Here is a 13738-nt window from a genome sequence, read left to right on the forward strand (position 1 = left end):
CGTTCAGCCCCTTCGCAGCAGCAGCCGGGCGTCGCCGACCGTGAAGATCGATCCGGTCACCAGCACGCCCGCGCCGCCGTACTCGGCCTCTTCCTCCGCGAGGGTGATGGCCGCCTCGATGGCGTCGTCGAGCCGCGGCTCGACGACGACCCGGTCCTCGCCGAAGACCTCGACCGCGATCGCGGCGAGCGCGTCGACGTCCGTGGCCCGGGGGTTGGAGTTCGCGGTGATCACGACCTCCGCGAAGATCGGCTCGAAGGCCTCGAGGAGACCCCGGGCGTCCTTGTCGCCGCTCGTGGAGACCACGCCGACGAGCCGTGAGAAGCCGAAGGCCTCGCTCACGCCCTCCGCCGTCGCCCGCGCGCCGTGCGGGTTGTGCGCGGCGTCCAGGATCACCGTCGGGGAGGAGCGGACGATCTCCAGGCGGCCGGGCGAGGCGACCTGGGCGAAGGCCCGGCGGACCGTGTCGATGTCCAGGGTCCTGGCGTGGTCGGCGCCGATGCCGAAGAACGCCTCGACCGCCGCGAGCGCCACCACCGCGTTGTGCGCCTGGTAGGCGCCGTGCAGCGGCAGGAACACGTTGTCGTACTCGCCGCCGAGGCCGCGCAGGGTGAGGAGCTGGCCGCCGACCGCGACCTCGCGGGAGACGATGCCGAACTCCATGCCCTCGCGGGCGACGGTGGCGTCCGCCTCGACGGCCTTCTTGAGCAGGACCTGCGCCGCGTCCACCGGCTGCTGGGCCAGGATCACGGTCGCGCCCTGCTTGATGATCCCGGACTTCTCGCCGGCGATCTCGGCGGTCGTCCCGCCGAGCCGGTCGGTGTGGTCGAGGTCGATCGGGGTGACGACGGCGACGGAGGCGTCGATGACGTTCGTCGCGTCCCAGGTGCCGCCCATGCCGACCTCGACGACGGCCACGTCGACCGGGGCGTCGGCGAAGGCCGCGTACGCCATTCCGGTGAGGACCTCGAAGAAGGAGAGGCGGTACTCCTCGCGGGAGTCGACCAGCTCCACGTACGGCTTGACGTCCTGGTACGTCTCGATGAACCGCTCGGCGGAGATCGGGGCGCCGTCCAGGCTGATGCGCTCGGTGATGGTCTGCACGTGCGGCGAGGTGTACCGCCCGGTGCGCAGCTCGAAGGCGCCGAGCAGGGCCTCGATCATGCGGGCCGTCGACGTCTTGCCGTTGGTGCCGGTGATGTGGATCGAGGGGTACGCGCGCTGCGGATCGCCGAGGACGTCCATCAGGGCCGCGATCCGGGTGACGGAGGGCTCCAGTTTCGTCTCGCCCCAGCGGGTGGACAGCTCGGTCTCGACCTCGCGCAGCGCCTTGTCGAGCTCCGGGTCCTCCGGGCGGCTCGGCACGGGGTCGCCCTGGGGCGGCCCGGCCTGCGTGCGCAGGGTGCGGCTGCCGGCCTCGATCACCGCCAGGTCGGGGTCACGATGGGTCTCGGCGTCGACGATGTCGTCGAACTGGTCGTCGCTCTGGTCGCTCGGCTCACTCACAGGCCCAGTCTACGGAGGGGTACCGACACGACGACCGACAGGACCACGGACCCGCCCCTTTCGGGCCTTTTCGGTCCGCCGTACATCCCCCTGGCGGGCACCGAGCCCCGTCGGAAGGAGTGCCGTCAGCGGTCCAGGCCCGCCGGAAGCAGCGCCGTCACCACATAGCCGTCGTCCTCGTGGCGGGCCTTCAGCGTGCCGCCCATGCTGGTGACCCGCTCCTCCATGGAGAGCAGGCCGGTGCCCGTCGAGACGGGGGACGGGTCCGGCGGGGACTTCGGCAGCGGGTTGCGCACCTCGATCCGCAGATCGGGGCCCTCCAGGGTGATCGCGACCGTCACCGGCAGGCCGGGCGCGTGCTTGGCGGCGTTCGTCAGGCACTCCTGGACGACCCGGTGGACGGCCGCCTGCCGCAGCGGCGACAGCGCCTTGGCCTCCTCGGCGACCGCCAGTTCCACGGGGCTGCCCATCCGCTCGGTCTCCCCCGCGAGCTCGGCGAGCCCCTCGAGACACGGCGTGGCCGTGTCCCGGTCGGCGCGGCGCACGATCGTCTCGTTGAGCATGAGGTGGGCGCGCCGGGCGGTGTCCGCGAGCTCCTCGAAGTCCTTCTGGTGGGCGTCTCCCCTGGCCCGTACGGCGAGGACCTCGGCCCGTACCGCGAGGACGGTGAGCTCACGGCCGACCAGGTCGTGGACGTCCCTGCCGACGGAGATCCGCTCCTCCTGGACGGCCTGCCGGGCGGCGGCCTCGGCCCGCTGGGCCTCCAGGGCGCGGACGAGGTCGTGCCGGTAGGCGGCGATGCCGACGCCCGCGGCGAGGACGCCGATGGGGACGACCAGGCTCAGGAAGTCGCTCAGGGTGTCGCCGTGCGGGGCGGGCCGGCCGGGCGTCGCGTGGAAGAGCGCGTAGGCCACGCCGACGTACAGCAGGGTCGCGGCGACGGCGGCCCGCCGCCCCCGGTAGCGGCCGATGGAGTACAGGGCGAACTGGACCATCGTCAGCTCGTGCAGCCAGCCGAGCAGGGCCAGGGCCACCAGGTACGGGAGCCAGGGCAGTCGGCGCCGGAGCGCCAGGGTGGCCGCTCCGGCCGCGAGGACCAGGGTCGCGGTGACGCCGGTGAGGGAGTTGTCGGCGCGGGCGAGCCCCGGCACGTCCAGGACCATGAGGGCGAAGGCGCTGAGCGCGGCGACGGCGTCGAGGGCGCGGGGCGTGCCGGCCCACCGGTCCACGCGACGGCGCAGCGCGGGGACGGTGGGGAGGCGGTGCATGCCTTCCATCATCCAAGGTCTTTCGTCCCGACGCCGAGGACCTGAAGTCCCGTCTGATGTGACTTCGGGCACTTCGTCCCTCTTGGGGGGGATCCCTCGTCGGGGATCCCTCGTGGGGGGGGGACGGAAAGGGCCCGGAACCGTGTACCGGTTCCGGGCCCTTCCCTCCGCGTGCTAGGCCTGCGGCAGGTTCGCCAGCTGGGCCTCGATGCGGGCGATGTCCTCGTCCGCCTTGGCGAGGCGGGTACGGATCTTGTCGACCACGTTGTCCGGGGCCTTGGCGAGGAAGGCCTCGTTGCCGAGCTTCCCGTTCGCCTGGGCCTTCTCCTTCTCCGCTGCCGCGAGGTCCTTCGCGAGGCGCTTGCGCTCGGCGGCCACGTCGATGGTGCCCGACAGGTCGAGCGCGACGGTGGCGCCGGCGACCGGCAGGGAGGCGGTGACGGAGAAGCCCTCGCCCTCCGGCTGGAGGCGCAGCAGCTGACGGATGGCCGCCTCGTGCGGGGCGAGCGCGGTGCCGGTCACGTCGAGGCGGGCCGGGACCTTCTGACCGGGCTGGAGACCCTGGTCGGAGCGGAACCGGCGGACCTCGGTGACGACCTCCTTGACGAGCTCGATCTCCCGCTCGGCGGCCTCGTCGCGGAAGCCACTGTCCTTCGGCCAGTCGGCGACGACGAGGGACTCACCGCCGGTGAGGGTGGTCCACAGGGTGTCGGTGACGAACGGGACGATCGGGTGCAGCAGGCGCAGGGTGACGTCGAGGACCTCACCGAGGACACGGGCCGAGACCTTGGCCTGCTCGCCGCCCGCGAAGAACGTCGTCTTGGACAGCTCGACGTACCAGTCGAAGACCTCGTCCCACGCGAAGTGGTAGAGGGCGTCGGCGAGCTTGGCGAACTGGTAGTCGTCGTAGTACGCGTCCGCCTCGGCGACGACCTTGTTCAGCCGCGACAGGATCCAGCGGTCGGTCGCCGTCATCTCGGAGACGTCCGGCAGCGGGCCCTCGACCGTGGCGCCGTTCATCATCGCGAAACGGGTCGCGTTCCAGATCTTGTTGGCGAAGTTGCGGGAGGCCTGGACCCAGTCCTCGCCGATCGGGACGTCGACGCCCGGGTTGGCGCCCTTGGCCAGGGTGAACCGCAGGGCGTCGGAGCCGTACTTGTCCATCCAGTCCAGCGGGTTGACCGTGTTCCCGAACGACTTCGACATCTTCTTGCCGAACTCGTCGCGGACCATGCCGTGGAACGCGATCGTGCGGAACGGCGGCTGGCCGTCCATCGCGTACAGGCCGAACATCATCATCCGCGCGACCCAGAAGAACATGAGGTCGTAGCCGGTGACCAGGACGGAGTTCGGGTAGAACTTCTCCAGGTCCGGGGTCTTCTCCGGCCAGCCCATCGTCGAGAACGGCCACAGGCCGGACGAGAACCACGTGTCGAGGACGTCGGTGTCCTGCGTCCAGCCCTCACCCGTGGGCGGCTCCTCGTCGGGGCCGACGCAGACGAGCTCGCCGTCGGGGCCGTGCCAGACGGGGATGCGGTGGCCCCACCACAGCTGGCGCGAGATGCACCAGTCGTTGAGGTTGTCGACCCAGTCGAAGTACCGCTGCGACATGTCGGCCGGGTGGATGTTCACCTGCCCGTCGCGGACCGCGTCACCGGCGGCCTTGGCGAGGGTCTCGACCTTGACCCACCACTGCAGCGACAGACGCGGCTCCAGCGTCGTCTTGCAGCGCGAGCAGTGGCCGACGGAGTGGACGTACGGACGCTTCTCGGCGACGATCCGGCCCTCGGCGCGCAGGGCGGCGACGATCGCGGAGCGCGCCTCGAAGCGGTCCAGACCCTGGAAGGGGCCGTGGACGGTGATCACGCCGCGCTCGTCGAGGACCTCGATCGATTCGAGGTCATGGCGCTGGCCGATGGCGAAGTCGTTCGGGTCGTGTGCCGGGGTCACCTTGACGGCGCCGGTGCCGAACTCCGGGTCGACGTGCGTGTCGGCGACGACCGGGATCGTCCGGTCGGTCAGCGGCAGCTTGATCCGCTTGCCGATCAGGTGGGCGTAGCGCTCGTCGTCGGGGTGGACGGCGACGGCGGTGTCGCCGAGCATCGTCTCGGCGCGGGTCGTGGCGACGACGATGGTGTCGTCACCCTCCCCGTACTGCATGGAGACGAGCTCGCCGTCGTCGTCCTGGTAGTCGACCTCGATGTCGGAGATGGCCGTCAGACAGCGCGGGCACCAGTTGATGATGCGCTCGGCGCGGTAGATGAGACCGTCGTCGAACATCTTCTTGAAGACGGTCTGGACGGCCCGGGACAGGCCCTCGTCCATGGTGAAGCGGTCCCGGCTCCACGCCAGACCCTCGCCGAGGCGCCGCATCTGCCCGGCGATCTGCCCGCCGGACTCGGCCTTCCACTCCCAGACGCGCTCGACGAAGGCCTCGCGGCCCAGGTCGTGGCGGGACTTGCCCTCCTTGGCGAGCTCGCGCTCGACGACGTTCTGGGTGGCGATGCCGGCGTGGTCCATGCCGGGCTGCCACAGCGTCTCGAAGCCCTGCATGCGCTTGCGGCGGGTGAGGGCGTCGATCAGCGTGTGCTCGAAGGCGTGACCCAGGTGGAGCGAGCCCGTGACGTTCGGCGGCGGGATGACGATGGTGTACGCGGGCTTCTCGCTCTTCGCGTCGGCCTCGAAGTACCCCCGCTCCACCCAGCGCTCGTACAGCGGCCCCTCTACCTCGGCCGGCGCGTACTGGGTCGGCAGTTCGGTGGTGGGCGCTGTCTGCTGCTGAGTGTTCTCGGTCACGGGGCCAGTTTAGGGGTGTCGCCGCCCTGTCCTGAAACGCTTTGGTTCGGTAACGGTGTGGCCCCCGCCGCACTTCCCCGCCGACGGTTCCGTCAGGATGTTCGGCAGGCATAAACATCCTGTGAGGGGAACCTGTCGATGAGCTACAACCAGCCCGGCCCGTACGGCGGCCAGCCGCCCCAGCAGCCCGGCCCCTACGGCCAGCCGGGCCCGTACGGCCAGCAGCCGCAGCAGCCGGGCCCGTACGGCCAGCCGCAGGCTCCCCAGCCGGGTTACGGATACCCCCAGCAGGCCCCGCAGGGCGTCCCGCCGCAGCAGCCCCCCTACGGCTACCCGCAGCAGCAGCCCGGCCCCTACGGCCAGCAGCCGCAGTACGGCGCCCCCCAGGGCCCCGGCGGCTACGTCCCCCACCCGCCGGCCCCGAAGAAGTCCAAGGCGGGCATCGTCATCGCCGCGGTCGCGGTGGTCGCGGCGCTGGGCGTGGGCGCGTACTTCGTGTTCGGCGGCGGTGGGGGTGCCTCGGTCGCGAACGACGGCCCCCACAAGCTGACCACCCCGGAGACGGTGCTCACGGAGTACAAGAAGTCTCCCGGCAAGGGTGGTTCGTCCGACAAGGAGTTCCTGAAGGAGGCCGAGAAGAACGGCGTCACGAACGCCACGGAGGTCGACGCCTCCTGGGAGGTGAAGGACGCGGCCAACCCGCTCGGGGGCAAGATGCTCTCCCTCAGCGGCCTCTACGGCGAGGTCGACGACCCGGAGAAGGTCGTCGACTCCATCTTCGCCGCCGCCAAGGTCGAGACCGAGAAGGACAAGAGCGACGCCGACGCACCGGAGCTGGTCGGCAGCCCGCAGGGCTACAGCCCGGCCGAGCTCGGCGACGCCGTCCTGAAGTGCCAGCAGCTCAAGACCAAGGCCGACGCCGCCAAGAGCGTCCCCTCGATGACCATGACGATGTGCGTGTGGGCCGACCACAGCACGGTGGGCCTCGTCATCCCGATCGACATGGCTACCATGCTCACGGGCGGGGGCGGCTCGGCCGAGGAGGCCGCCGCGACCACCGCCAAGCTCCGCAAGGAAGTCCGCGTCAAGCTCTGACGCACACACGCGGAAGGGGCGCCCCACCGGTCCGGTGGGGCGCCCCTTCCCTGTCCGTACGGCTCAGGCCGACTTCTCGTGCCTGCCGTCGTTCTTCACGATCCGCGGGACCAGCGTCGGGTTGACGTTGTTGCGGACGACGTCCGCCGTGATGACGACCCGGGCCACGTCCTTGCGGGACGGGACCTCGTACATCACCGACTGGAGGACCTCCTCCATGATGGCCCGCAGGCCACGCGCGCCGGTGCCGCGGAGGATCGCCTGGTCGGCGATGGCCTCCAGGGCCGGGCGGTCGAAGTCCAGCTCCACGCCGTCGAGTTCGAAGAGGCGCTGGTACTGCTTCACCAGGGCGTTCCGCGGCTCGACCAGGATCTGGAGGAGCGCCTCGCGGTCCAGGTTGTGGACGGAGGTGAGGACGGGGAGACGGCCGATGAACTCCGGGATCATCCCGAACTTCACCAGGTCCTCCGGCATGACCTCCTGGAACTGGTCGCTCGCCTCGATCTCGCGCTTGGAGCGGATGGTCGCTCCGAAACCGATGCCCTTGGCGCCCGCCCGCGACTCGATGATCTTCTCCAGGCCGGCGAAGGCGCCGCCCACGATGAAGAGCACGTTCGTCGTGTCGATCTGGATGAACTCCTGGTGCGGGTGCTTCCGTCCGCCCTGCGGGGGGACCGAGGCCGTCGTGCCCTCGAGGATCTTCAGGAGGGCCTGCTGCACGCCCTCACCGGACACATCGCGCGTGATCGACGGGTTTTCGCTCTTACGGGCGACCTTGTCGATCTCGTCGATGTAGATGATCCCGGTCTCGGCCTTCTTGACGTCGTAGTCGGCGGCCTGGATCAGCTTGAGCAGGATGTTCTCGACGTCCTCGCCGACATAGCCGGCCTCCGTCAGCGCCGTCGCGTCGGCGATGGCGAACGGGACGTTGAGCATCCGGGCCAGGGTCTGCGCGAGCAGCGTCTTCCCCGAGCCCGTGGGGCCGAGCAGCAGGATGTTGGACTTCGCCAGTTCGATCGCGTCGTCCCGGCCCTGCGCGCCGCCGTTCTCACCGGCCTGGACGCGCTTGTAGTGGTTGTACACCGCTACCGACAGGGCCTTCTTCGCGGGCTCCTGCCCGACGACGTACCCCTCGAGGAACTCGTAGATCTCGCGGGGCTTGGGGAGTTCCTCCCAGCGCACCTCGCTCGTCTCCGCGAGTTCTTCCTCGATGATCTCGTTGCAGAGGTCGATGCACTCGTCGCAGATGTACACACCGGGTCCCGCGATGAGCTTCTTCACCTGCTTCTGGCTCTTTCCGCAGAACGAGCACTTGAGCAGGTCGCCGCCATCACCGATGCGTGCCACGAGGTGCTTCCCCTTCGCCTGGGAGCGCTTGGTTCAGCGACTCCTGGTGCCTCATATTCGACGGTACCTTGCCGGGCCCCCCGTTCGGGCCCCCCTTGGCACGGTTCACATGGTCGCGATTCGGCCACGCGGACCGTGCCAGGGGAAGGTCGGCGTCACTGTGCCGCGGCGGACGTGCTCTTACGGGTCGAGACGATCTGGTCGACCAGGCCGTACGCGAGCGCGTCCTCGGCCGTGAGGATCTTGTCACGCTCGATGTCGTCGCGGATCTTCTCGATCGGCGTCGAGGAGTGCTTGGCCAGCATGTCCTCGAGCTGGGTGCGCATGCGCAGGATCTCCCTGGCCGCGATCTCCAGGTCGGAGAGCTGCTCACGGCCGGTGCCGCCGGACGGCTGGTGGATCAGCACACGGGCGTTCGGCAGGGCCATCCGCTTGCCCGGCGTACCGGCGGCGAGCAGCACGGCCGCGGCGGAGGCCGCCTGGCCCATGCAGACCGTCTGGATGTCCGGCTTCACGAACTGCATCGTGTCGTAGATGGCGGTCAGCGCGGTGAAGGAGCCACCGGGGCTGTTGATGTAGATGGAGATGTCGCGGTCGGGGTCCATCGACTCCAGGCACAGCAGCTGCGCCATGACGTCGTTCGCGGAGGCGTCGTCGATCTGCACGCCGAGGAAGATCACGCGCTCCTCGAACAGCTTCGCGTAGGGGTCGTACTCGCGGATGCCCTGCGACGTGCGCTCGACGAAGCGCGGCACGACGTAGCGGTTGTCCATCGGCGCGCCGGTGTAGAGGCCGCTCGCGGAGAGGTTGTTCTGCATCTGGGTGTTCACCGTCCTGGTGGCGTTCGGTGGGCTGGGGCTCTTGAGCGGACTGCCGGGGCTCAGGCGCCCGTGCCGCCGCCGCCCGGAACGCCCGAAGCGGCAGAGATGATCTCGTCGATGAGGCCGTAGTCCTTGGCCTCCTCCGCGGTGAACCAGCGGTCGCGGTCGCCGTCGCGGATGATCGCCTCGACGGTCTGGCCGGAGTGCAGCGCGGTGATCTCGGCCATGCGCTTCTTCGTGCGGAGAAGGTACTCGGCCTGGATCTTGATGTCCGAGGCGGTGCCACCGATACCGGCGGAGCCCTGGTGCATCAGGATGTCGGTGTTCGGCAGGGCGAAGCGCTTGCCGGCGCTGCCGCCGGTGAGCAGGAACTGGCCCATGGAGGCGGCCATGCCCATGCCGATGGTGACGACGTCGTTCGGGATGTACTGCATGGTGTCGTAGATGGCCATGCCGGCCGTCACCGAGCCACCGGGGCTGTTGATGTAGAGGAAGATGTCCTTGTCCGGGTCGGCGGCCAGGAGGAGCATCTGGGCGGTGATCTTGTTGGCGATCTCGTCGTCGACCTGCTGGCCGAGGAAGATGATGCGCTCGCCGAGCAGCCGGTTGTAGACATGGTCGCCGAGGCCGCCACCGATGGACGGCTCACCCGCGGCGTAAGGCTTCAGATTCGTCACGTATCCACCTGCTCGTCTCCGACGGCCGGGGCCGTCTCAGCGTCTCGTTCTGAGGGCACTGCCCTCGTATTCATGGACCCTAACGCGCAGGTAGGACAGAGCCATCCCGGTTCCCGAACTGTTCGCTGGGAGCGCAAGGTAGTTGGGGGCGTGCGAGGGGTCCGCGTACGTCCACGGGCCCGCACGCACCGGAGTGCGTACGGGCCCGTGGCACAGGGTCCGCGCGGGGCGGGAGCCCTTACTTGTCCTCGGAGACCTCGGCCTCGCCGGTGACGGCCTCGACGGCGTCCGCGGCGGTCTCGGTCTCGTCCTCGTCGTCCGAGAGGTCGACGACCTCACCGTTGGTGTCGACGACCTTGGCGGCCTCGACGACGACCGCGAGGGCCTTGCCGCGGGCGACCTCGCCAACGAGCATCGGCACCTGGCCGCCCTCGGCCACGGCCTGGGCGAACTGGTCGGGGCTCATGCCGGAGGAGGCGGCACGGCGGAACAGGTGCTCGGTGAGCTCCTCGCGGGAGACGTCGAGCTTCTCCTTGTTGACGAGCTCATCGAGGATGAACTGCGTCTTGATGCCCTTCTCGGCCTGCTCCTTGGTCTCGGCCAGGAACTCTTCCTCGGTCTTGCCCTGGATCTCCAGGTACTTCGCGAGGTCGAGGCCCATCTGGCCGAGCTGGTGGTGCTCCAGGTTGTGCTTGCGGGTGTTGATCTCGTCCTCGAGAAGCTTCTCGGGCATCGGGACCTCGACCAGCTTGAGGAGCTCGTCGAGGACGCGCTCCTGGGCCTGGGTGGCCTGGTCGAACTGCTTCATGTTCTCGAGGCGCTTGCGGCTGTCGGCCTTGAGCTCGTCGAGGGTGTCGAACTCCGACGCCATCTGCGCGAACTCGTCGTCCAGCTCGGGAAGCTCACGGGCGGCGACCGTGGTGACCTTGACGGTGACCTCGGCGTCCTTGCCCTCGGCGGAGCCGCCCTTCAGCTGCGAGGTGAAGGTGGCCTCGCCGCCGGCCTCCAGGCCCTTGACGGCCTCGTCGATGCCGTCGAGCAGCTCGCCCGAGCCGATGGTGTACGAGACGTCGCTCGCGACACCGTCGGGGAGGACCTCGCCGTCGACCTTGGCCTCGAGGTCGATGGTGACGACGTCCCCGTCCTGGGCGGCGCGCTCGACCGGGGAGGTCGAGGCGAAGCGCTCGCGGAGCTGCTCCACGGACTTCTCGACGTCCTCGTCGGTGACCTCGACCGCGTCGACGGTGACCTCGATGCCGGAGTAGTCCGGGATCTCGATCGTCGGGCGGATGTCGACCTCGGCGGTGAAGGCCAGCAGCTCGCCGTCCTTCAGCTCGGTGATGTCGACCTCGGGCTGGCCGAGCGGGTTGACAGAGGCCTCGTTGACGGCCTCGGTGTAGAACTTCGGGAGCGCGTCGTTGACGGCCTCTTCCAGCACGGCGCCGCGGCCGAACCGCTGGTCGATCACGCGAGCAGGGATCTTGCCCTTACGGAAGCCCTTGACCGTGACCTGCTGGTTGATCTTCTTGTACGCCGCGTCGAGGCTGTCCTTGAGCTCCTCGAAGGGCACCTCGACAGTGAGCCGAACCCGAGTCGGGTTCAGGGTCTCCACGGCGCTCTTCACGGTTCGGTCTCCTTGTGGCTGATTCCTGGAATCCACCGGCGCCGCGTGTGGCGGTTCCGGCGGGTCGGCCCGGTCAGAAAGACACACGGGCACGCAGCTTGCATAGTAACCGCAAGCGGGATGGCGCCCACAACGTGATCAAGAACGCGAGGTGGGCCGCGCGATCGTCATGGTCGGGGTGGCGGGATTTGAACCCACGGCCTTCCGCTCCCAAAGCGGACGCGCTACCAAGCTGCGCCACACCCCGTCGGTGCGACACGTAGGGTACATGGACGGGGACTGTCCGGCGCCCCTCGATTTCGAGGTGTGCACGAACGGCCCCGGAAGCGCTACCATGCTCTTCGTGCCGCGGTCCTCCTGACCTGCGGCGCGATGCTGTGCGGGTGTAGCTCAATGGTAGAGCACTAGTCTTCCAAACTAGCTACGCGGGTTCGATTCCCGTCACCCGCTCCACGTGGCGAGTTGCCTGGTCAGAGCCGGTTTTCCGTGATCTACGGAGACCGGCTCCTTCCGTTCCCGTACCGCCGAGCCGGGATGACGCGGGATAGCGCGAGGAAGTCACCCCGGAGGGAATGGCTGGTGATCAACCACCGGCACCCGAGAGGCACGAGTCCCTTGTCCCCTTCCCCTTCCTCGTCTCCTTCCTCGTCTCCTTCCTCCGAGGCATCGACCCCGAAGACAGGCCGCCCGAGCGACAGAAGTCCGGCAGGTACCGCGCGAGCTATCTGCATCCGGCCACGAGCGAGCGGCACTACGCCCCGGCTACGTTCGCGACGAAGACGGAGGCGCAGGCGTGGAACCGCCAGCACCTCGCGGCGATCGACCGGGGCGACTGGTTCGACCCCAGCAGAGGCGACCGCCCCCTCCCGACTACCTGTTCCTGTGGCTGGAGACGAACCCCAAGATCACGAAGCTATCGCGCTGACGGGCTCAGGTGGTCTGCACCTGTACTACAAGGCCCCGGCTGACCGGGAGATCCGTAACAGCGCGGGGTGTCGGCGGATACGTCGTGGCCCCTCCGACGACTGTTTCCGGGCGTGCCCACCGGTGGGCCGGAGGCTCCCCCGGACACATGCTCACCGCGTTGCCTGACTGGTTGGCGGATCTCGCCGCGCCCGTCGTCGAGGTCGCGGCACCCATTGTCCGGCCGCATGCTGTTCCGGGGGACAGCGCCGCCGCCTCGTGGCGAGAGGTCGAGGCCGTGTTGCGTGCTCGACCCGGGGCCCGGAACGACACCTTGCACCGTGCCGCGTTCAGCCTGGGCACCCGGGCGGGCTACGGCCAGCTCTCGCCCGAGGCTGTGGAATTCGCCTTGCAGGAGGCAGCCGCGTCCATTGGTCTCGGTCCGACAGAGGCCATCCGCACCATCGCATCGGCCGCCGATGCCGATATGGCGCGCGCCATCGTGATGTCGTAGGTGAGCGAGCCGGACGATTACGACAACGCGCACATACGCCCTGTGGAGTTACCTGCAGACCTGCCCCATGTCGCCCGGATCATCCGAGAGGAGGGCGTGCGCATGGTCGTGATCGACCCGCTGATGGCGTTCCTGGCCGGCGTCGACTCCCACAACGACCAGAGCGTCCGGCGGGCGCTGCACCCGATCGCGAAGCCGGCCGAGTCGACCGGCGCCGCCTTCGTCGTCATCCGGATCTCAACAAGAGCGCAGGGGGCAAAGCGATGTACCGGGGCGGGGTGTCGATCGGGATCATCGGCGCCGCACGTGCCGGTACCTCAACGCCCCCGACCCCGACGACCCGGGCGGTCCTCGCCGGCTGATGGCCCCGGTGAAGATGAACGTGGCCGTCAAGCCTCCGACGATGGTCTACCAGCTGGTCGAGGCAACCAACGTCGACTGCGCCCGCATCGAGCGGGACGGCACCTCGGGGTACCGGGCGGAACACCTCGTCGCGGCCGAGACCGACGACGAGCGCAGCGACAAGAAGGCGGCTGTCATGGTGGATCGAACTACCACCCGAGCTGAAGGAGTGAGCGAAGGCAGCAAGGGTGCCACTTCCGAGAAGTGGCACCCTTGCTGCCTTGCCAATACCGCACCGTGGAAGGGTGCTCTACTTCGTGTCGAGCTCCTCGATCAGAGCCGAGGAGAAGATGGTCCCAGCAAGCCAAGCGTCTTTGTCTGGCCCCAGTTTCGGAATGATGAGACGCCGCCGGATCCAGGTCTCCTGCTGGTCGGGGAGTTCAACCTCCGCTTCCACCCAGATTCCTTCTTCATTCTCAGAAAATGAGAGGCTGCCCAGCCTGGAGCCGCGCTCCATGAGTTCGGTGGCGACACCATCGGCCACCTCGGAGCGGAACTCCTCGAGGTACTCCCGATACGTAATGATCATCGGCACTTTGTCAGCATCCACAGCCGTAATAATAGGCCGTGATGATACCGACGGGACGGCGATCCCTGGACCGGGAGTCCACGCGTTCGGTGAACACGACCTTCATGCCGCCCGCGCGAGGGTTGGAGAGAGAGTTGCTCCGCAGGTTGCATGTGGTCTTGCTGCCGGACGTCGCGCACGCGCCACGATCCAGTGTCTTGTCGATGTCCCGCTTCATGTTCGTCCAGCTCGAGATCTCATCCGAGTGGCCCGATTC

At 68.9% G+C, this 13738-nt stretch carries 12 protein-coding genes and 2 tRNA genes; 5 read left to right on the plus strand and 9 right to left on the minus strand.

Annotated features, from left to right (window positions below; all coding sequences use genetic code 11):
• Positions 1–3: 3 nt before the first annotated feature.
• The 3 genes from folC to ACZ4VK_RS04085 form a co-directional block, all read right to left on the minus strand.
• Complete coding sequence (folC, locus tag ACZ4VK_RS04075) at positions 4–1506, minus strand: bifunctional tetrahydrofolate synthase/dihydrofolate synthase (protein ID WP_468348175.1); 1503 nt, start codon at positions 1504–1506, stop codon at positions 4–6.
• A 125-nt stretch (positions 1507–1631) separates the two neighbouring features.
• Positions 1632–2774 (minus strand): sensor histidine kinase, encoded by a 1143-nt coding sequence (locus ACZ4VK_RS04080; protein ID WP_468348177.1) that lies wholly within the window; start codon positions 2772–2774, stop codon positions 1632–1634.
• Positions 2775–2948: 174 nt separating this feature from the next.
• Positions 2949–5570, minus strand: a complete 2622-nt coding sequence (locus ACZ4VK_RS04085) for a valine--tRNA ligase (RefSeq protein ID WP_468348179.1) — start codon at positions 5568–5570, stop codon at positions 2949–2951.
• A gap of 138 nt (positions 5571–5708) precedes the next feature.
• Between ACZ4VK_RS04085 and ACZ4VK_RS04090 the strand changes: the two genes are divergently transcribed.
• Positions 5709–6665, plus strand: coding sequence for a hypothetical protein (locus tag ACZ4VK_RS04090; RefSeq protein ID WP_468348181.1), 957 nt, complete (start codon positions 5709–5711; stop codon positions 6663–6665).
• 63 nt (positions 6666–6728) lie between these two features.
• Here the strand turns inward: ACZ4VK_RS04090 and clpX are convergent, their stop codons facing one another.
• The 5 genes from clpX to ACZ4VK_RS04115 all read right to left on the minus strand — a co-directional run bounded on the left by clpX (position 6729) and on the right by ACZ4VK_RS04115 (position 11381).
• A complete protein-coding gene (clpX, locus tag ACZ4VK_RS04095) occupies positions 6729–8012 on the minus strand; it encodes an ATP-dependent Clp protease ATP-binding subunit ClpX (RefSeq protein WP_015033605.1) in 1284 nt (427 codons plus the stop codon).
• A gap of 155 nt (positions 8013–8167) precedes the next feature.
• Positions 8168–8830, minus strand: a complete 663-nt coding sequence (locus ACZ4VK_RS04100; RefSeq protein WP_468348183.1) for an ATP-dependent Clp protease proteolytic subunit — start codon at positions 8828–8830, stop codon at positions 8168–8170.
• A 62-nt stretch (positions 8831–8892) separates the two neighbouring features.
• Positions 8893–9510 carry an ATP-dependent Clp protease proteolytic subunit gene (locus tag ACZ4VK_RS04105; protein WP_389679192.1) on the minus strand — a complete coding sequence of 206 codons (618 nt, stop codon included), beginning with the start codon at positions 9508–9510 and terminating at the stop codon, positions 8893–8895.
• Between the two features lie 238 nt (positions 9511–9748).
• Positions 9749–11134, minus strand: coding sequence for a trigger factor (gene tig / locus ACZ4VK_RS04110; RefSeq protein WP_468348185.1), 1386 nt, complete (start codon positions 11132–11134; stop codon positions 9749–9751).
• A gap of 170 nt (positions 11135–11304) precedes the next feature.
• Positions 11305–11381: transfer RNA gene (locus ACZ4VK_RS04115), tRNA-Pro, on the minus strand.
• 132 nt (positions 11382–11513) lie between these two features.
• On the opposite strand from ACZ4VK_RS04115, the gene ACZ4VK_RS04120 reads away from it, so the two are divergent.
• From ACZ4VK_RS04120 to ACZ4VK_RS04135, 4 genes are all read left to right on the plus strand, one after another.
• Positions 11514–11587, plus strand: a tRNA-Gly gene (locus ACZ4VK_RS04120).
• Between the two features lie 119 nt (positions 11588–11706).
• Complete coding sequence (locus ACZ4VK_RS04125; RefSeq protein WP_468348187.1) at positions 11707–12102, plus strand: hypothetical protein; 396 nt, start codon at positions 11707–11709, stop codon at positions 12100–12102.
• Positions 12103–12206: 104 nt separating this feature from the next.
• Positions 12207–12551 carry a hypothetical protein gene (locus ACZ4VK_RS04130; protein ID WP_468348189.1) on the plus strand — a complete coding sequence of 115 codons (345 nt, stop codon included), beginning with the start codon at positions 12207–12209 and terminating at the stop codon, positions 12549–12551.
• Positions 12552–12593: 42 nt separating this feature from the next.
• The gene (locus ACZ4VK_RS04135; protein WP_468348848.1) at positions 12594–13118 is read left to right on the plus strand and encodes an AAA family ATPase; all 525 of its coding nucleotides are present in this window, start codon (positions 12594–12596) and stop codon (positions 13116–13118) included.
• An 85-nt stretch (positions 13119–13203) separates the two neighbouring features.
• Here ACZ4VK_RS04135 and ACZ4VK_RS04140 read toward each other — a convergent pair whose 3' ends face one another.
• Complete coding sequence (locus ACZ4VK_RS04140; RefSeq protein ID WP_468348190.1) at positions 13204–13503, minus strand: hypothetical protein; 300 nt, start codon at positions 13501–13503, stop codon at positions 13204–13206.
• Positions 13504–13738 lie beyond the last annotated feature (235 nt).

This window comes from Streptomyces sp. NPDC028711, assembly GCF_055565415.1.